This is a genomic window from Geobacillus sp. TFV-3 (assembly GCF_009901865.1).
GTDB lineage: Bacteria > Bacillota > Bacilli > Bacillales > Anoxybacillaceae > Geobacillus > Geobacillus thermoleovorans_A.
This window is the reverse complement of record NZ_MPSP01000001.1, coordinates 2,184,224-2,202,051: the sequence shown is the minus strand read 5'-3', so window position 1 is coordinate 2,202,051 and position 17,828 is coordinate 2,184,224. Positions and strand designations below refer to the sequence as shown.

Sequence of the window (17,828 nt, the reverse complement as noted above, 5' to 3'; positions counted from 1 at the left end):
ATTTTTAAGCTGGGAGGTAGTGAATGTGAAAAAGCGAATCGGATTGGTGTTGTCCGTCCTGTTTGCCGCCGGCACACTGCTTAGCGCCTGCGGACAAGCTGGCAACAATGCGGGAGGCAGCAATCAGAAAGATACGTTCAGTGTCGCCATGGTGACCGACGTCGGCGGCATTGACGACAAATCGTTCAACCAGTCGGCTTGGGAAGGGCTGCAAAAGTTCGGCAAAGACAACGGGCTTGAAAAAGGCCGCGGCGGCTACGACTACTTGCAGTCATCGAGCGACGCTGACTATGCCACGAACTTAAACAAGCTTGTGCGCAGCGACTTTGACTTGATTTTCGGCATCGGGTATTTGATGGGCGACGCGGTGAAAGAAGTCGCTAAGCAAAACCCGAAAAAACATTTCGCCATCGTCGACACCGTCGTTGACGAGCCAAATGTCGCCAGCATCACGTTCAAGGAGCATGAAGGCTCGTTCCTTGTCGGTGTTGTCGCCGGGCTAATGACGAAAACGAATAAAATCGGCTTTGTCGGTGGGATGGAGATTCCGTTGATCGAAAAATTCGAAAGTGGATTCCGCGCCGGCGTGAAAGCGGTCAATCCGAAGGCGACTGTGGAAGTGCAATACGCCGGGGCGTTCGACCAAGCGGATAAAGGAAAAGCGATCGCCTCGAGCATGTACGCGTCTGGCATCGACATCATCTACCATGCAGCTGGAGCGACTGGGAACGGCGTCTTCTCGGAAGCGAAAGATTTGAAGAAGAAAGATCCAAACCGCGAAATTTGGGTCATCGGTGTTGACAAAGACCAAGCGCCGGAGGGAGAAGTGAAAGTCGGCGGCAAAACGTACAACGTAACGCTCACTTCGATGGTGAAACGCGTCGACGTCGCTGTCTATGACACGGCGAAACGGGCGAAAGAGGGCGACTTCCCGGGCGGCAAAACGATTGAGTACGGGTTGCCGGAAAATGGGGTCGGCATTGCCCCGACGCAAGACAACATTCCAGAGAATGTGTTAAAAACAGTTGACGAATGGAAGCAAAAAATCATCAAAGGCGAAGTGAAAGTTCCGACCAACCGGAAAGAGTATGAACAATTCGCAGCGACGATCAAGTGATGAACAACGGCGAAGAAGGCTAGTGCGCGCCGCTAGCCTTCTTCAAAATCACAAAATGAAGGGCGGCTGTTTCGCTGCCGCCTTTCATTTTGTGATTTTGACCTTGCTTGAGTAAGGAGTGAATCGCTTGGAATACGTGATTGAAATGCTCAATATCCGCAAGGTGTTTGGCACGTTTGTCGCCAATGACAACATTACGCTGCAAGTGAAAAAGGGGGAGATACACGCTCTGCTTGGCGAAAACGGGGCCGGCAAATCGACGCTCATGAACGTGCTGTTTGGGTTATACCAGCCTGACGGCGGCGAAATCCGCGTGAAAGGAAAGCCGGTGCGCATCACCGACCCGAACGTCGCCAATGATCTTGGCATTGGCATGGTGCATCAGCACTTTATGCTCGTCGATACGTTCACCGTGACGGAAAACATCATCTTAGGCAGCGAGCCGACGCGGGCCGGAACGATCGATATGAAGCGGGCGGAGCGGGAAGTGCGCGAATTGTCGGAACGATATGGACTCGCGGTCGATCCGACAGCGAAGATCGCCGACATTTCCGTCGGCATGCAGCAACGCGTGGAAATTTTAAAGACGCTTTACCGCGGCGCTGATATTTTGATTTTTGACGAACCGACAGCAGTCTTGACACCGCAGGAAATTCGCGAGCTCATGCAAATTATGCGCACGCTCGTCCGCGAGGGAAAATCCATCATTTTAATTACGCACAAACTCAAAGAAATTATGGAAGTGTGCGACCGCGTCACCGTCATCCGCCGCGGCAAAGGAATTGCGACGCTCAATGTGGCGGAGACGAATCCGAACGAACTGGCGGCGCTCATGGTCGGCCGCGAGGTGCAGTTTACAACCGCTAAGAAACCGGCTGAGCCGGGAAAACCGGTGTTGGAAATTCAAAATTTAGTCGTCAAGGATGCGCGCGGGATCAAAGCGGTCAACGGTTTGAACTTGACGGTGCACGCCGGCGAGATCGTGGGCATTGCTGGAGTCGACGGCAACGGCCAGACCGAGCTCATTGAAGCCATAACCGGCTTGATCAAAGCGGAATCAGGGATCATCCGCCTCAACGGCCGAGACATTACGAATTTGCCGCCGCGCAAAATCATCGAAGCCGGCGTCGGCCATATTCCGCAAGATCGGCATAAACATGGGCTTGTCCTTGACTTTCCGATCGGCGAAAACATGGTGCTGCAAACGTACTATCAGCCGCCGTACTCGAAACGGGGTCTGCTGAATTTTCAAGCCATTTACGAAAAAGCGCGTCAGCTCATCCGCGAATTTGACGTGCGCACGCCAGATGAATATACGAAGGCGCGGGCGCTATCGGGCGGAAACCAGCAAAAAGCGATCATCGGCCGTGAAGTCGACCGCGATCCGGACTTGTTGATCGCCGCCCAGCCGACGAGGGGGCTTGATGTTGGAGCGATCGAATTTATTCATAAACGGCTCATTGAACAGCGAGACCGTGGGAAAGCAGTGCTGCTCGTCTCGTTTGAGCTTGACGAAGTGATGAACGTCAGCGACCGGATCGCTGTCATTTACGAAGGAAACATCGTCGCCATCGTTGATCCGAAAGAAACAACCGAACAGGAGCTCGGGTTGTTGATGGCTGGAAGCAAACGGAAGGAAGCAGGTGTGTCGTGATGAAGTCGAATCGTCTCCAGCAATTTTTAATACCGTTGTTGGCCGTTCTTCTTGGCATGATCGCCGGTTCGATCGTGATGCTTGCAAGCGGCTACAACCCGATCGCCGGCTTTGGCGCTCTCGTGTACGGGGCGTTTGGCGATACGTACTATATCGGCGAAACGATCCGCCAGACGACGCCATACATTTTAACGGGCTTGGCGGTGGCGTTTGCCTTTCGCACAGGTTTGTTTAACATCGGGGTTGAAGGGCAGCTGATCGTCGGCTGGCTCGCTGCCGTCTGGGTCGGGGGGTCCTTTGATTTGCCCAAAATCATCCATTTGCCGCTTGCCTTGTTGGCCGCCGCGTTGGCCGGGGCGCTATGGGGCTTGATTCCGGGTGTGCTGAAGGCGTATTTAAAAGTGCACGAAGTCATTATTACGATCATGATGAACTATATTGCTTTGCATGTAACGAACGCCATCATCCGTTCCGTTTTGTCTGATGAGGGATTTAAATCAAAGCCGGTGAAAGAAAGCGCATCGCTTCACTCCGACTTTTTTGATGCCATTACGCATCATTCCACCATGCATTACGGCATTTTCATCGCTGTCGCCGCCGCATTTGTCATGTGGTTTTTGCTTGAGCGGACGACAAAAGGGTTTGAGCTGCGGGCGGTCGGTTTCAATCAACATGCGTCACAGTACGCGGGCATGAATGTGCGCGCCAACATCATTTTAGCGATGGTCATCTCCGGCGCTTTTGCCGGCGTCGCCGGGGCGATGGAGGGGCTTGGCACATTTGGAAACATCTCGACGAAAGCCGGCTTTACCGGCCTTGGATTTGATGGCATTGCGGTTGCCTTGATCGGAGGAAACAACGCGTTTGGCATTGTGCTCTCCGCCTTGTTGTTTGGGGCCTTGAAAGTCGGGGCGTTGGAAATGCCGTCAAGCGCCGGCGTGCCGACCGAGCTTGTCGATATTATTATCGCGCTCATCATTTTCTTTGTTGCATCCAGCTACATGATCCGCTGGCTGTTATCTCGTTGGCAAAAGGGGGCGGAGTAAGTGAGCGTGTATGACGTCTTGCAAACGATTGTCCCGACAACGATTTTCTTTGCGGCTCCTCTCATTTTCACCGCCCTTGGCGGCGTGTTTAGCGAACGGTCCGGCGTCGTCAACATCGGGCTTGAAGGATTGATGACCATCGGTGCGTTTGTCGGCATTGTCTTTAATTTGACGTTTGCCGATCGATTTGGCGAATGGACGCCGTGGCTTGCCTTATTGGCTGCCATGGTGGTTGGCGCTGTATTTTCCCTGCTGCACGCTGTCGCGTCGGTCACCTTTCGCGCCGACCAAGTCGTAAGCGGGGTGGCGATCAACTTTTTGGCGCTTGGCCTGTCGCTGTTTTTAGTGAAAAAAATGTACGGCAAGGGGCAGACGGACCAAATTCAAGTCGGGTTTGACAAAATTGATGTGCCGGTGTTAAGCGACATTCCTGTCATCGGGCCGCTGTTGTTTTCCAATGCGTATGCGCCGTCGTATATCGCCATTGCGCTGGCGTTTGTATCATGGTATGTCATTTACAAAACGCCGTTTGGCCTGCGGCTGCGCGCGGTCGGCGAACATCCGATGGCGGCGGATACGATGGGGATTCATGTCGCCAAAATGCGCTACATCGCTGTCATGATCAGCGGCGCGCTCGGCGGCTTGGGCGGCGCAGTATACGCGACGATCATTTCCCGCGATTTCAGCCATGCGACGATTTCCGGGCACGGATTTATGGCGCTTGCGGCGATGATTTTCGGCAAATGGCATCCGATCGGCGCGATGGGGGCGGCGCTCTTTTTCGGGTTGGCGCAAAGCTTAAGCATCGTCGGGCAAACGATTCCGTTCTTGAAAAACGTCCCGACCGTTTACTTGCTCATCGCCCCGTATGCGCTCACCATTTTGGCGCTGGCGGGCTTCATCGGCCGCGCTGAGGCGCCGAAAGCGGCCGGCACGCCATACATCAAAGGAAAACGGTGATGAAAGCGGCTGTCCGAAAAACGGACGGCCGTTTTTTTGCTGAATGGAATGATTTGCATTTTTCCATTGGCAAAAGGTATATTGTTGATAAGACGCTTTACAATAAAGGCAAAGAGAAAAAGTAAGGAGGAGTTGGATTGGTCGACGAAAAAGTTACAGCGGTCGGACCGGTTCGCGTCCATACGATTTCGACCGATAAGTACAAAACGAACACAATCGTTTGGAAAATGAAGGCCCCTCTTGCTAAAGAGACGGTCACGCTGCGCGCGCTTTTGCCATACGTTTTGCAAAGCGGCACGGCCGACTATCCGAGCGTTAAGGCGCTGCGCACCTATTTGGATGAACTGTACGGAGCGACGCTGAATGTCGATTTAACGAAAAAAGGCGAACATCATATCATGACGATTCGCATCGATGTCGCCAATGAACGATTTTTGCCGGAGCAAACGCCGCTTTTGGAGAAAGCGTTTCAGCTCTTGGCCGATCTTCTGTTCCGCCCGGCGCTTGATGGCGGTCGGTTTGTCGCTGACATTGTTGAGCAGGAAAAGCGGGCGCTCCGTCAACGCATTCAGGCGGTGTATGATGACAAAATGCGCTATGCGAATATGCGCCTTGTAGAAGAAATGTGCAAAGGCGAACCGTACGCCCTCTCACCGAACGGCGAGCTTGAAGAGGTGGACGGCATCACGGCGGAACGACTGTATCGCTATTATGAACGAGCGCTGGCCGAGGATGAGCTGGATCTATATGTCATTGGCGACGTGGCTGAAGACGCGGTGCTCAATGCGGTGAAGCAGCGCTTTTCTTTGCCGGACCGCCCAAAGCGGGAGCGCGCATCGATGATCTCTGTCAAGCCGCGCGGGGAAGTTCGCGAAGTCATTGAGCGGCAGGACGTAAAGCAAGGAAAGCTCAACATCGGCTATCGGACAAATGTGACGTATGAAGATGACGATTATTACGCCTTGCAAATGTTTAATGGAATTTTTGGTGGTTTTTCCCATTCGAAGCTGTTCATCAACGTCCGCGAGAAGGCGAGCCTTGCCTATTATGCCGCCTCACGGCTTGAGAGCCATAAAGGGCTTTTGATGGTCATGTCCGGCATTGAACCGGCCAACTATGAGAAGGCGCGCCGCATCATCGATGAGCAAATGCAGGCGATGAAAAACGGCGATTTCACAGATGACGAAATGGCGCAGACGAAAGCGGTCATCCGCAACCAGCTGCTTGAGACGCTCGATACGCCGCGCGGGCTTGTGGAGGTGTTGTACCATAACGTCGTCTCAACGCGAAAGCGCCCAATCGATGAATGGATTGCCGGCACCAATCAAGTGACGCGCGAGGATGTGGTGCGCGTCGCTGGCAAGGTGGAGCTCGATACGGTGTACTTTTTGACCGGAATGGAGGCGACGGAAGATGGAAAAACGGATGTATGAGACGCTGCACGAAGAGCTGTTTTATGAAAAAATGGACAACGGCCTTGACGTGTACATTTTGCCGAAAAAAGGATTCAACAAAACATATGCGACATTCACTACGAACTACGGTTCGGTTGACAACCAGTTCGTCCCGCTCGGTAAAACGGAGATGAAGCGCGTTCCGGACGGCATCGCCCATTTTTTGGAGCATAAGCTGTTTGAAAAAGAAGATGGAGACGTTTTCCAACAGTTCAGCAAACAAGGCGCCTCAGCGAACGCCTTTACGACGTTCACCCGCACCGCCTATTTGTTCTCAAGCACCGACAACGTCGAGAAAAACTTGGAAACGTTGATGGACTTTGTGCAAACCCCGTACTTTTCTGACAAAACAGTGGAAAAAGAAAAAGGGATCATCGGCCAGGAAATCCGAATGTATGACGACAATCCGGATTGGCGTGTCTATTTCGGCGCCATCGAAAGTATGTATCACAATCATCCGGTCAAAATCGATATCGCCGGCACAGTTGAATCGATCGCCCAAATTACGAAAGAGCTGCTGTATGAATGCTATGAAACGTTTTACCACCCGAGCAACATGCTTTTGTTTGTCGTCGGCCCGGTCGATGAACAAAAAATCATGCAGCAAATCCGCGATAACCAGGCGAAAAAATCGTTCCCGCAAGCCCCGGAAGTCAAGCGTTTTTCGTATGAAGAACCGAGCGCAGTAGCGGAAAAGAAAAAAGTGATTCCGATGCATGTGAAGACGAACAAATGTTTTGTCGGCGTCAAAGCGCCGTCCGTTCCGGAAGCCGGCGAACAAAAACTTCGGCATGAGCTTGCCTTCCACGTTGCATTGGACTATTTGTTTGGAAAAAGTTCGCCGCATTATGAACGGCTGTACCGCGAAGGGCTGATCGATGATACGTTCATGTACGACTATACGGAAGAGCGTGGATTCGGTTTTGCTCTGGTCGGCGGCGACACGAGGGACGCTGAACGGCTCGCCTCGGAAATTCAAACGGTGTTGCTGTCGTTTGCCGCGCAGACTATAGAAAAGGAAGAGTTTGAACGGGTGAAAAAGAAAAAAATCGGCGCCTTTTTGCGCGCCCTCAACTCGCCGGAATACATCGCCAACCAGTTCACGCGCTACGCGTTTTACGGATCCAACTTGTTTGACATTTTGCCGGCGCTTTCATCCCTTGTCATGGACGACATCGCAGCGGTTGCCTCTTCTTGCTTCCGCGATTCGCAAATCGCTGTTTGCCAAGTCGTTCCAAAAGAGCTATAACGCATCCTTCCTGCGAAGGATGCTTTTTTACGGCAAAAAAAGAGAGGATGGTTTCATGCACTACGCTTTGATCACTGGAGCCTCTGGGGGCATCGGACAAAGCATCGCCCGTGTGCTCGCTCGGGAGGGGTACGGACTTTTTCTTCATTACCATCGGCGACGGGCGTCGATTGAAGCGCTGAAAGGAGAGTTTCATGATGTGCATATTGTGCCGATTGAGGCCGATTTGTCAGCACCGGATGGGGTCGATCGGCTGCTTGCACAAATCAACCGTCCGGTGGATGTCATCATTTATAACAGCGGAGCGAGCTATTATGGGTTGTTGACCGACATGAACGATGAATTAATCGAGCGGATGGTGCGGCTTCACATGACAAGCCCGGCGCTGCTCATCAAAAGGCTGATCCCATCAATGGTGGCGAGAAAGCGCGGTCATATCGTGTTCATTTCCTCGATTTGGGGATTGTGCGGCGCTTCGTGCGAGGCGGTGTATTCGATGACAAAGGGAGGGCAGAACGCGTTTGCCAAGGCGCTTGCCAAGGAGCTTGCCCCAAGCGGCATTCGCGTCAACGCTGTTGCACCGGGGGCGATTGATACCGATATGCTGCGGTCGTTCAGCGCTGAGGAGCTTAAAGCGCTCGCTGACGAAATTCCAGCCGGCCGGCTCGGCACCCCGGATGAGGTGGCGGAAACAGTGGCGTTTTTGCTGTCTGACGCCGCTTCGTATATCACCGGCCAAGTCATTTCAGTCAACGGCGGCTGGTATTGTTGAACGTATATTTTCCGGTTCGGCAGGCAAACTATCCTTGAAACATTCAACAAGGAGGGATTGACATGTCGGTACTGGATAATTTTGAACAATGGAAAGACTTTTTGGCGGAACGTTTAGAACAAGCGCAACAGCAAGGATTGACTCGGCAAGTGATCACGGATGTCGCTTACCAAATCGGGGATTATTTGGCGAAACACGTCGACCCGAAAAACCCGGAAGAACGGGTGCTGGCCGATCTTTGGAGCGTTGCGGATGAAAAAGAGCAGCACGCCCTTGCCAACATGATGGTCAAGCTGGTCCAACAAAAATAATCACCCGGTAAAAGAGAGGGGGTCTCCCTCTCTTTTTTCTTCCTCCTTTTCGGTTGCTTTTCCATTTATAATTATAGTAGTATGAACTTAGCATAAGACGTTCGTGCGGACACCGGCAAGGGAGGAAACGGGATGGGCAAGCAGGAATGGTATTTGGAATATGAAATCCATGTCAACCGCCCGGGGTTGCTCGGCGACGTTGCTTCGCTGCTCGGTATGTTGTCCATTAACATCGTAACGATCAACGGTGTCCGGGATTCGCGCCGCGGCATGTTGCTTTTGTGCGACAATAACGAGCAAATTGAACGGTTGGCGACGATCTTGCGGACGATGGACAACATTACGGTGACGAAGCTGCGCCAGCCGAAGCTGCTCGACCGCCTCGCCGTCCGCCACGGCCGTTATATCCAGCGCGATGCCGATGACAAAAAAACGTTCCGCTTCGTCCGCGATGAACTTGGACTGCTTGTCGATTTTATGGCGGAACTTTTTAAAGAAAAAGGGCATAAGCTAATCGGCATCCGCGGGATGCCGCGCGTCGGCAAGACAGAGTCGATCGTCGCCGCCAGCGTGTGCGCCAACAAACGATGGCTGTTTGTTTCATCAACGCTGATTAAACAGACGGTTCGCACGCAGTTGATGGAAGATGAGTATAGCGAGGACAACATTTTCATTATCGATGGCATCGTCTCAACGCGCCGCGGGAATGAGCAACACTGGCAGCTCATCCGTGAGCTCATGCGCCTTGAGGCGACGAAAGTCGTCGAGCATCCGGACATGTTTGTTCGCCATACGGAATACACGCTCGATGATTTTGATTATATTATTGAGCTGCGCCATGAACCGGACGAAGATATTTCCTACGAAGCGATTGACCGCCCGTCATTGTTGGGCGATGACGGGTTTTCCGAATTTGGGTTTTAATTTAAAAAAGTGGAAGGTGTTGGCCGTTGACGGAACTAGGAAAACGTTTGCGGGAAGCACGGGAAGAAAAAAATATGAGTTTGGACGAGCTACAGGAGATGACGAAAATTCAAAAGCGGTATTTGATCGGCATCGAAGAAGGCAACTATGCCATCATGCCCGGGAATTTTTATGTGCGGGCCTTCATCCGGCAATATGCTGAAGCGGTCGGACTTGATCCGGATGAGCTGTTTGAACAGTATAAACAGGACATTCCCCAGTCTTATCAAGATGACATTCCGCAGACGCTGTCGCGCGTGAAGACGCGCCAGCAACTGTCTGCCGAGGGGGCGAAATGGCTCGATTGGCTGCCGAAAGTGATTGTCGCGGTGGTCGTCATCGGGGCGGCTGTCCTCGTTTGGGTGTTGCTCCAGCACGGCGCCGCAAATAAACCGCCGACAAAGACAAGCCCCAAAACAGCAGAGGTCGAAAAACCGAAACATTCGCCGCTTGAGCAGGCAAAACAAAAGCAGCCGGCGAAGGAAGCGGATGAGAAGGCAACGAATGAAAACGGGCAGCAAAATGAACAGCCGGCGCCGGCGATGAATGTGACGGAAAAGCGCGGCAACATGGCGACGATTGAAGTCGCCAGCTCCGGCGCGTTCTCCATCGAGCTTTCATCCAAAGGAACGTCATGGGTCGAAGTATACAATACGAAAGGCCATACGTTTTACCGCGGCAACTTGGCAAGCGGGCAGACGAAAACGTTCGATTTGTCGGCCGAAAGCGAAGTGTGGGTGAAAATCGGGCGTACGCTGGACGTCGACATGAAGGTAAATGGCCAGCCGTTTGCCTATCCGTTTGCCCCGAAAGAGGAAGTGTACCAAAAGCTGCATTTCGTGTTGAAGAAATAATGGAACAGGGCGCTTTTCCGCAGGAAGGCGCCTGCTTTTCGCACGGACTGAACTATGTTGAATGAGCGGAGGTATTTGTGGTGAACTTGCCGAATAAAATTACGGTAGCGCGAATTATGCTCATCCCGTTTTTCTTGATTGTGATGCTCGTTCCGTTTGGGTGGGGAAGCATCCAAATAGGCGGGACAGAGCTTCCGGTTGCCCATCTTGCCGGCGCGCTCATTTTCATCATCGCCTCAGCGACGGACTGGATCGATGGCTACTATGCCCGCAAATACGGGTTAGTGACGAATTTAGGAAAATTTTTAGATCCGCTTGCTGATAAATTGCTTGTGTCGGCGGCGCTTATCGTGCTTGTCGAGCTCGGGGCCGTTCCGGCATGGATGGTGATTGTCATCATCAGCCGCGAGTTTGCCGTCACCGGCTTGCGGCTCGTGCTTGCCGGCGAGGGGGAAGTCGTTGCTGCCAACATGCTTGGCAAAGTCAAGACATGGACGCAAATTGTCGCCGTTTCCGCTTTATTGTTACATAACTTCCCATTCTCGCTCATTTCGTTTCCGTTCGCTGAATTGGCGCTGTGGGTAGCGGTTATTTTCACGATTTGGTCTGGCTGGGATTATTTTGCGAAAAACAGACATGCGTTTTCCCATTCAAAATAGCCGGGCACAAAAAGGGGGGAGTCTGTTGAACGCGGAGATCATTGCCGTTGGCTCCGAGCTGTTGCTTGGGCAAATCGCCAATACAAATGCCCAGTTTTTGTCGCAGCAGCTCGCCGCCCTCGGCATTAACGTCTATTTCCATACCGTCGTCGGCGACAACACCGTCCGCCTCGAGCAGGCGGTGAAAACGGCGCAAACGAGAGCCGACCTCATTATTTTCACCGGCGGCCTCGGCCCGACGAAAGATGATTTAACGAAGGAGACGATCGCCCGTTTGCTTGGCCGCCGGCTTGTGATCGACGAGGAAGCGCTCCGAGCGATTGAGGCGTATTTTGCTCGCACAAACCGGCCGATGACGGAAAACAATAAAAAGCAGGCGCTCGTCTTGGAAGGATCGACGGTGCTGAAAAACGAGCACGGCATGGCGCCAGGGATGGCTCTCTCGGTCAATGGCATCACGTACATGCTGCTGCCTGGGCCGCCGAAAGAAATGCAGCCGATGTTCCAAAAATACGGAAGCGCCTTTTTGCGCCGCACGTTTTCGCTTTCCGAACGCATCGAGTCGCGCGTGCTCCGTTTTTTTGGCATCGGCGAATCAGCGCTTGAAACGGCGATTGCGGATTTGATCGACGCCCAGTCGAACCCGACGATCGCGCCGCTGGCCGGCGACGGTGAAGTAATGCTTCGTCTGACAGCGAAACATGAGGATGAGGCGGAGGCGAAGCGGCTTCTTGACGAAGCGGGAGCGGCCATTTTAGCGCGCGTCGGCCGCTACTGCTACGGATATAACGATGAAACGTTGTTTACAAAGACGCTCGAGCGGTTAAAAGAAAAAGGATGGACGGTCGCGTCGGCCGAAAGTTTGACCGGCGGCCTTTTCCTCGAACAGCTCACCGCCATCCCCGGCGCGTCGCAAGTCGTGCAGGGCGGTGTCGTCTGCTATACAAATCGCGTCAAAGAACAGGTGCTTGGCATACCGCGCCCGCTGCTTGAGGCAGAAGGGGCGGTGAGCGAGCCGTGCGCCCGTTTGCTTGCTGAAAACGTCCGTGCGATGTGCGATGCGGATATCGGCATCAGCTTCACCGGTGTCGCCGGACCCGATCCGCTTGAGGGCCACCCGCCCGGCATTGTGTATATCGGCATCGCCGTCCGCGGGCGCGATGCGACTGTCCACCGTTTGACGCTGTCCGGCACGCGTGATGCCATTCGCATCCGCACCGCCAAATACGGCTGTTTTTTTCTGCTTGAGATGCTGGCGGCCGACTGCTGATCGGTCGCCCCCTTCTTCTCCATTCTCCACCGCACATCGTTTTTTCCACCGCATGAGTATGGCGATTGTTGCTAGTTTCTCCACCGAAAAAACGAATGAACGTTCGTTTTTTGCTTGGCAATGGCCGCGAAACGCGGTATAGTATAAGTAGTCCTAGAATAAGGAGGAGTTAGGTTAGTGAACCAAGATCGTCAAGCTGCATTGGAGCAGGCATTAAAACAAATTGAACGACAGTTTGGCAAGGGGGCCATCATGAAGCTCGGCGAGCAAGTCGACCGCAAAGTGTCGGTCGTGCCGAGCGGTTCGCTGGCGCTCGACATCGCGTTAGGAGTCGGCGGCTATCCGCGCGGGCGGATTGTGGAAATTTACGGCCCGGAATCGTCCGGGAAAACGACCGTTGCCCTTCACGCGATCGCTGAAGTGCAAAAGCGGGGCGGGCAAGCAGCTTTCATCGACGCAGAGCATGCGCTCGATCCGATTTACGCACAAAAATTAGGGGTCAATATCGATGAATTGCTGCTTTCCCAGCCTGACACGGGAGAGCAGGCGCTCGAAATCGCTGAAGCGCTCGTGCGAAGCGGCGCGGTCGATATTATCGTCATCGACTCGGTGGCGGCGCTCGTGCCGAAAGCGGAAATTGAAGGGGAGATGGGCGACGCCCATGTCGGCTTGCAAGCACGGCTCATGTCGCAGGCGCTTCGCAAGCTGTCTGGCGCCATTAACAAATCGAAAACGATCGCCATCTTCATCAACCAAATTCGCGAAAAAGTCGGTGTCATGTTCGGCAACCCCGAAACGACGCCGGGCGGGCGGGCGCTCAAATTTTACGCTTCCGTCCGCCTAGAGGTGCGCCGCGCTGAGCAAATCAAGCAAGGCAACGATATGGTCGGCAATAAGACGAAAATCAAAGTCGTCAAAAACAAAGTCGCGCCGCCGTTTAAAACGGCTGACGTCGACATTATGTACGGCGAAGGCATTTCCCGCGAAGGGGAAATTATCGACATGGCGTCCGAACTTGACATTGTGCAAAAAAGCGGTTCGTGGTATTCGTACAAAGATGAGCGGCTTGGCCAAGGGCGGGAGAACGCGAAGCAATTTTTGAAGGAAAACCCGCACATCGCCGATGAGATCGCCCGCACCATCCGCCAGCATTACGGCATCGACGTCGAAGAGGGAACGAGCGAACCGCAGCAAGACGGGTTCGGATTGCTTGAAGAATAATGGTCCAAGGCGTCCTGGCAAGCTGCCGGGGCGCCTTTTTCCATCCGTTCGCCTGCCAAGGAGAGCGGTAAGCCTAAAAAGGACGGCGTGTGGAACGGTCTTGTTCCGTTGTCATCCTCTAGGCGCGTCGGTGTAATATCTTGACAATTCCTATTACCGCCTTTACAATGAACATGTATATTTGTCCATAAGCGCGGCAGGGCCATACGCCCGCCCGCTGCGGCGGACCGCCTTCGTGCGGAAGGCCGCGCGGGCGATTGCTATGCCAAGCGACTGAGCTAATGCATTGAAAACGGGAATGTCCATCTGCGCCGGTCATGGCGGTGAGAAGAGAGAGCGAAAGGAAACCGAACAGCAAGAGGAGGTGAAACGATGGGTTCGATCATCATCTCCGCTTTGCTTGCCTTAGTCATTGGTGCCGTTGTTGGCTTTTTTGTTCGCAAATCGATTGCCGAAGCGAAAATAGGCGGAGCGAAAGCCGCTGCCGAACAGCTGATTGAGGAGGCGAAACGCGAGGCGGACGCCTTGAAAAAAGAGGCGCTTCTCGAAGCGAAAGACGAGATTCATAAACTGCGTACGGAGGCGGAGCGTGATATCCGCGACCGGAGAAGCGAGCTCCAAAAACAAGAAAACCGCCTGATGCAAAAGGAAGAAAATCTCGACCGCAAAGATGAAGCGCTCAACAAACGTGAGGCGTTGCTTGAGGCAAAGGAAGAAGCGTTGAACGAAAGACAACAGCATATTGAACAAATGGAAAGCAAAGTGGAAGCGCTCGTCAAACAACAACAAGCCGAACTTGAACGCATTTCCGGCCTGACGCGCGACGATGCCCGCCAGCTCATTTTAGAGCGCGTTGAGAAAGAGCTGTCGCATGAGATTGCGATGATGATCAAAGAGGCGGAAACACGGGCGAAAGAGGAGGCAGACAAACGGGCAAAGGCGATTTTGTCGCTTGCCATCCAACGTTGCGCCGCCGACCATGTCGCTGAAACGACTGTTTCCGTCGTCAATTTGCCGAACGACGAAATGAAAGGGCGGATCATCGGACGGGAAGGGCGGAACATCCGCACGCTCGAGACGTTGACCGGCATCGATTTGATCATCGACGATACGCCGGAAGCGGTCATTTTGTCCGGATTTGACCCGATTCGCCGCGAGACGGCGCGCATCGCGCTCGATAAGCTTGTCCAAGACGGCCGCATCCATCCAGCACGCATTGAGGAAATGGTCGAAAAGGCGCGCCGTGAAGTGGATGAGCATATCCGCGAAGTCGGTGAACAGACGACGTTCGAAGTCGGCGTTCACGGCTTGCATCCGGATTTGATCAAAATTTTAGGGCGGCTCAAGTTCCGAACGAGCTACGGGCAAAACGTCTTGAAACACTCGGTGGAAGTGGCGTTTTTAGCCGGACTGATGGCGGCCGAGCTCGGGGAGGACGAAATGTTGGCGCGCCGGGCCGGCTTGCTTCATGACATTGGCAAAGCGATCGACCACGAAGTGGAAGGAAGCCATGTGGAAATCGGCGTCGAGCTGGCGACGAAGTATAAAGAACATCCGGTCGTCATCAACAGCATCGCTTCCCACCATGGCGATACGGAACCGACGTCGGTCATCGCCGTGCTCGTCGCGGCGGCCGATGCGCTGTCGGCGGCGCGGCCGGGGGCGCGCAGCGAAACGCTGGAAAACTATATCCGCCGCCTAGAGAAGCTTGAAGAAATCGCCGAATCGTACGAAGGCGTTGAAAAATCGTACGCCATTCAAGCTGGGCGTGAAGTGCGCATTATGGTCAAACCAGATATGATCGACGATTTGGAAGCGCACCGGCTGGCGCGCGACATCCGCAAACGAATCGAAGAAGAGCTCGATTACCCGGGCCATATTAAAGTGACGGTCATCCGCGAAACGCGGGCGGTCGAATACGCGAAATAAAGTGGCTATTGCCACTTTCTTTTTTTGTGCGTAAAATAGGAGGGTATAACGATGCGGATATGGGCGCAAGGCGATATTTTTCGTTTAGAAAGGGATCAGGGATGAGAATTTTATTTATCGGCGACGTCGTCGGTTCGCCGGGGCAAAAAATGGTGGAGCACTATTTGCCAAAGCTGAAGGAAAAACATCGGCCGGACGTTGTGGTGATCAACGGCGAAAACGCCGCCGGCGGGAAAGGAATCACCGAACCGATTTACCGGGCGCTCCTCGCTTGGGGGCTCATGTGATCACGTTGGGCAACCACGCATGGGACAAACGCGATATTTTTGAGTTTATCGACCAAGCGAAAGCGCTCATCCGCCCGGCCAATTACCCGCCTGGCACCCCGGGAAGAGGAATCGTCTACGTGCCGACCGAACACGGCGAAGCCGCCGTCATCAGTTTGCAAGGCCGGGCGTTTTTGCCGGCCATTGACTGCCCGTTTCAAAAAGCGGATGAATTGATCGTCGCTGCTTCGGAGCGCACGCCGGTCATCATCGTCGATTTCCATGCTGAGGCGACGAGCGAAAAACAGGCGATGGGCTGGTACTTAGACGGCCGTGTATCCGCCGTCATCGGCACGCATACACACGTCCAGACGGCCGATAACCGCATTTTGCCCAAAGGCACGGCGTACATCACCGATGTCGGCATGACTGGACCGTACGATGGCATTTTAGGCGTCGATCGCGAGGCGGTGCTGCGCAAATTTCTAACCGGGCTGCCGGTCCGTTTCGGCGTCAAGGAAGGAAGAAGCCAGCTGAACGCCGTTTATGTCGATGTGGACGAAAAGAGCGGACGGGCGCTTGGCATCGAACGGTTGATCATTAACGATGACCACCCTTATTTCGAATAGTTCGTTTTTTAAAAATTTTTAAAAACAAGCTCCTTCCTTGCAGGAATAGTTGTCGAAACAGTGAATATAGTTACAATGAAGACCTTTTCGCGAAATCCATTTTCCAAGGAAACGAGGGAGGAGCTAGAAAATGGAAATATTAAAAGTTTCAGCAAAATCGAATCCGAACTCTGTAGCTGGTGCACTTGCCGGGGTGTTGCGCGAACGCGGCGCAGCGGAAATTCAGGCAATCGGCGCAGGTGCATTGAACCAAGCCGTTAAGGCAGTAGCGATCGCACGAGGATTTGTGGCACCGAGCGGCATGGACTTGATTTGCATTCCAGCGTTTACGGATATTGTCATCGATGGAGAAGAGCGAACGGCGATCAAATTGATTGTCGAACCTCGTTAATTGGATGATTGGACAATGGCGGCCATAACCTGTTGACGCCTTCGTCGGCGAAGGCAGGCAGGTTATTTTTTGCTTTTTCAAAGGAGGAAACGGAATGATCTTTGATGCCCATTGTGATGTGTTGATGAAGTTATGGCAAGATCGGTCTCTGTCGTTTTACGACGGAGCTTCGCTTCACGTCACGCTTTCCGGGATGGCGGAAGCAGGGGTGAAAGTGCAATGCTTTGCCATCTACATACCGGAAACGGTGCCGGAGGAAGCTCGGTTCACTGTTGCGCTGGAGATGGTGGACATCTTCTTTTCCCGTGTGATCGAGGCATTTCCATCCATGAAGTTCGTGCGGACCAAACATGATATCGCTTCCTTGAAAGAAGGGGAGATCGGCGCCATGTTGACGCTGGAAGGGTGCGATGCGATCGGTTCGAGCCTTGTCAAGCTGAAGACGCTTCTTCGGCTTGGCGTTGCTTCCGTCGGATTAACGTGGAACTTTCCGAACGCCGTCGCCGATGGGGCATGGGAGAAGCGCGGGGCCGGGTTGACGGCGTTTGGTCGGCAAGTCGTGGAATTGCTGAATGAAGCGAAACGATGGGTCGATGTGTCCCACTTATCGGAGAAAGCGTTTTGGGATGTCATCGAGATGGCTCGGTTTCCCATTGCTTCCCATTCCAACGCTTATCGTCTATGCCCGCACCCGCGGAACTTAACCGATGAACAAATCAACGCGCTGATTGAAAAAGACGGCTTGATCGGCGTGAATTTCGTTCCGTATTTTTTGACGATGGACAAAAACGGGGCCACGATCGCCGATGTGCTTCGTCATCTTGACCATATATGCGCGCTCGGGGGGAACAAAACGTCGGGTTCGGCTCAGACTTCGATGGCATAACGGAGACGGTCGCGGGCCTTGGAACGGCAAGGGAATATGCGAGGCTTGTCAACGAGTTGTACAAGCATTACTCCGCCGAACAAGCGTCCCGCTTTTTATTCGGCAATTTCTACGCCCATTTGCCGGAGTGACGAATATCACTGAGTTTCGGCTCTGCGTATCCTAGAATAGAAGACAGGGCATCCGCGGCGCCGGCT

The 17,828-nt window shown here is 53.5% G+C and carries 15 protein-coding genes and 2 pseudogenes; all 17 read left to right on the top strand.

Annotation, left to right across the window (positions count from 1 at the left end; genetic code table 11):
* Window positions 1–25 precede the first annotated feature (25 nt).
* The 17 genes and pseudogenes from BJQ97_RS11070 (at window position 26) to BJQ97_RS10990 (ending at window position 17,762) form a co-directional block, all read left to right on the top strand.
* Window positions 26–1,117: a BMP family lipoprotein gene (locus BJQ97_RS11070; protein WP_160156615.1), complete on the top strand. Its 1,092-nt coding sequence runs from the start codon at window positions 26–28 to the stop codon at window positions 1,115–1,117.
* Window positions 1,118–1,244: 127 nt separating this feature from the next.
* Window positions 1,245–2,771: an ABC transporter ATP-binding protein gene (locus tag BJQ97_RS11065; RefSeq protein ID WP_160156614.1), complete on the top strand. Its 1,527-nt coding sequence runs from the start codon at window positions 1,245–1,247 to the stop codon at window positions 2,769–2,771.
* Complete coding sequence (locus BJQ97_RS11060) at window positions 2,771–3,817, top strand: ABC transporter permease (protein ID WP_160156613.1); 1,047 nt, start codon at window positions 2,771–2,773, stop codon at window positions 3,815–3,817. Before BJQ97_RS11065 ends, BJQ97_RS11060 begins: the two co-directional genes overlap by 1 nt.
* Window positions 3,818–4,777, top strand: a complete 960-nt coding sequence (locus BJQ97_RS11055) for an ABC transporter permease (protein ID WP_011230786.1) — start codon at window positions 3,818–3,820, stop codon at window positions 4,775–4,777.
* Window positions 4,778–4,914: 137 nt separating this feature from the next.
* Window positions 4,915–6,210, top strand: a complete 1,296-nt coding sequence (yfmF, locus tag BJQ97_RS11050; protein ID WP_160156612.1) for an EF-P 5-aminopentanol modification-associated protein YfmF — start codon at window positions 4,915–4,917, stop codon at window positions 6,208–6,210.
* Complete coding sequence (gene yfmH, locus BJQ97_RS11045) at window positions 6,191–7,480, top strand: EF-P 5-aminopentanol modification-associated protein YfmH (RefSeq protein ID WP_160156611.1); 1,290 nt, start codon at window positions 6,191–6,193, stop codon at window positions 7,478–7,480. The genes yfmF and yfmH overlap by 20 nt, the downstream gene beginning before the upstream one ends.
* A 55-nt stretch (window positions 7,481–7,535) precedes the next feature.
* Window positions 7,536–8,252, top strand: coding sequence for an elongation factor P 5-aminopentanone reductase (gene ymfI / locus BJQ97_RS11040; RefSeq protein ID WP_160156610.1), 717 nt, complete (start codon window positions 7,536–7,538; stop codon window positions 8,250–8,252).
* Window positions 8,253–8,314: 62 nt separating this feature from the next.
* Entirely contained in the window at window positions 8,315–8,563 is a 249-nt protein-coding gene (locus BJQ97_RS11035) for a DUF3243 domain-containing protein (protein ID WP_160156609.1), read from the top strand.
* A gap of 132 nt (window positions 8,564–8,695) precedes the next feature.
* Entirely contained in the window at window positions 8,696–9,487 is a 792-nt protein-coding gene (locus BJQ97_RS11030) for a DUF3388 domain-containing protein (protein WP_011230791.1), read from the top strand.
* Between the two features lie 26 nt (window positions 9,488–9,513).
* The gene (locus tag BJQ97_RS11025) at window positions 9,514–10,380 is read left to right on the top strand and encodes a helix-turn-helix domain-containing protein (RefSeq protein ID WP_160156608.1); all 867 of its coding nucleotides are present in this window, start codon (window positions 9,514–9,516) and stop codon (window positions 10,378–10,380) included.
* Between the two features lie 80 nt (window positions 10,381–10,460).
* Window positions 10,461–11,039 (top strand): CDP-diacylglycerol--glycerol-3-phosphate 3-phosphatidyltransferase, encoded by a 579-nt coding sequence (gene pgsA, locus BJQ97_RS11020; protein ID WP_160156607.1) that lies wholly within the window; start codon window positions 10,461–10,463, stop codon window positions 11,037–11,039.
* Window positions 11,040–11,064: 25 nt separating this feature from the next.
* Window positions 11,065–12,309, top strand: a complete 1,245-nt coding sequence (locus tag BJQ97_RS11015; protein WP_160156606.1) for a competence/damage-inducible protein A — start codon at window positions 11,065–11,067, stop codon at window positions 12,307–12,309.
* 177 nt (window positions 12,310–12,486) lie between these two features.
* Complete coding sequence (gene recA / locus BJQ97_RS11010) at window positions 12,487–13,530, top strand: recombinase RecA (protein ID WP_160156605.1); 1,044 nt, start codon at window positions 12,487–12,489, stop codon at window positions 13,528–13,530.
* A 372-nt stretch (window positions 13,531–13,902) separates the two neighbouring features.
* On the top strand, window positions 13,903–15,459 hold the full coding sequence (gene rny, locus BJQ97_RS11005; protein ID WP_011230797.1) for a ribonuclease Y: 1,557 nt from the start codon (window positions 13,903–13,905) through the stop codon (window positions 15,457–15,459).
* 101 nt (window positions 15,460–15,560) lie between these two features.
* Window positions 15,561–16,354, top strand: a pseudogene (locus BJQ97_RS11000) (TIGR00282 family metallophosphoesterase).
* Window positions 16,355–16,484: 130 nt separating this feature from the next.
* Window positions 16,485–16,745, top strand: a complete 261-nt coding sequence (gene spoVS, locus BJQ97_RS10995) for a stage V sporulation protein SpoVS (RefSeq protein WP_160156604.1) — start codon at window positions 16,485–16,487, stop codon at window positions 16,743–16,745.
* 94 nt (window positions 16,746–16,839) lie between these two features.
* Window positions 16,840–17,762: pseudogene (locus tag BJQ97_RS10990) on the top strand (dipeptidase).
* The last annotated feature ends 66 nt before the right edge of the window (window positions 17,763–17,828 follow it).

What these genes read in the sequence shown, in the direction of transcription:
- BJQ97_RS11060 (WP_160156613.1), top strand. Translation starts at nt 2,771, where the DNA reads ATGAAGTCGAATCGTCTCCAGCAATTTTTAATACCGTTGTTGGCCGTT.
- spoVS (WP_160156604.1), top strand. Translation starts at nt 16,485, where the DNA reads ATGGAAATATTAAAAGTTTCAGCAAAATCGAATCCGAACTCTGTAGCT.
- rny (WP_011230797.1), top strand. Translation starts at nt 13,903, where the DNA reads ATGGGTTCGATCATCATCTCCGCTTTGCTTGCCTTAGTCATTGGTGCC.
- yfmH (WP_160156611.1), top strand. Translation starts at nt 6,191, where the DNA reads ATGGAAAAACGGATGTATGAGACGCTGCACGAAGAGCTGTTTTATGAA.
- BJQ97_RS11030 (WP_011230791.1), top strand. Translation starts at nt 8,696, where the DNA reads ATGGGCAAGCAGGAATGGTATTTGGAATATGAAATCCATGTCAACCGC.
- BJQ97_RS11035 (WP_160156609.1), top strand. Translation starts at nt 8,315, where the DNA reads ATGTCGGTACTGGATAATTTTGAACAATGGAAAGACTTTTTGGCGGAA.
- ymfI (WP_160156610.1), top strand. Translation starts at nt 7,536, where the DNA reads ATGCACTACGCTTTGATCACTGGAGCCTCTGGGGGCATCGGACAAAGC.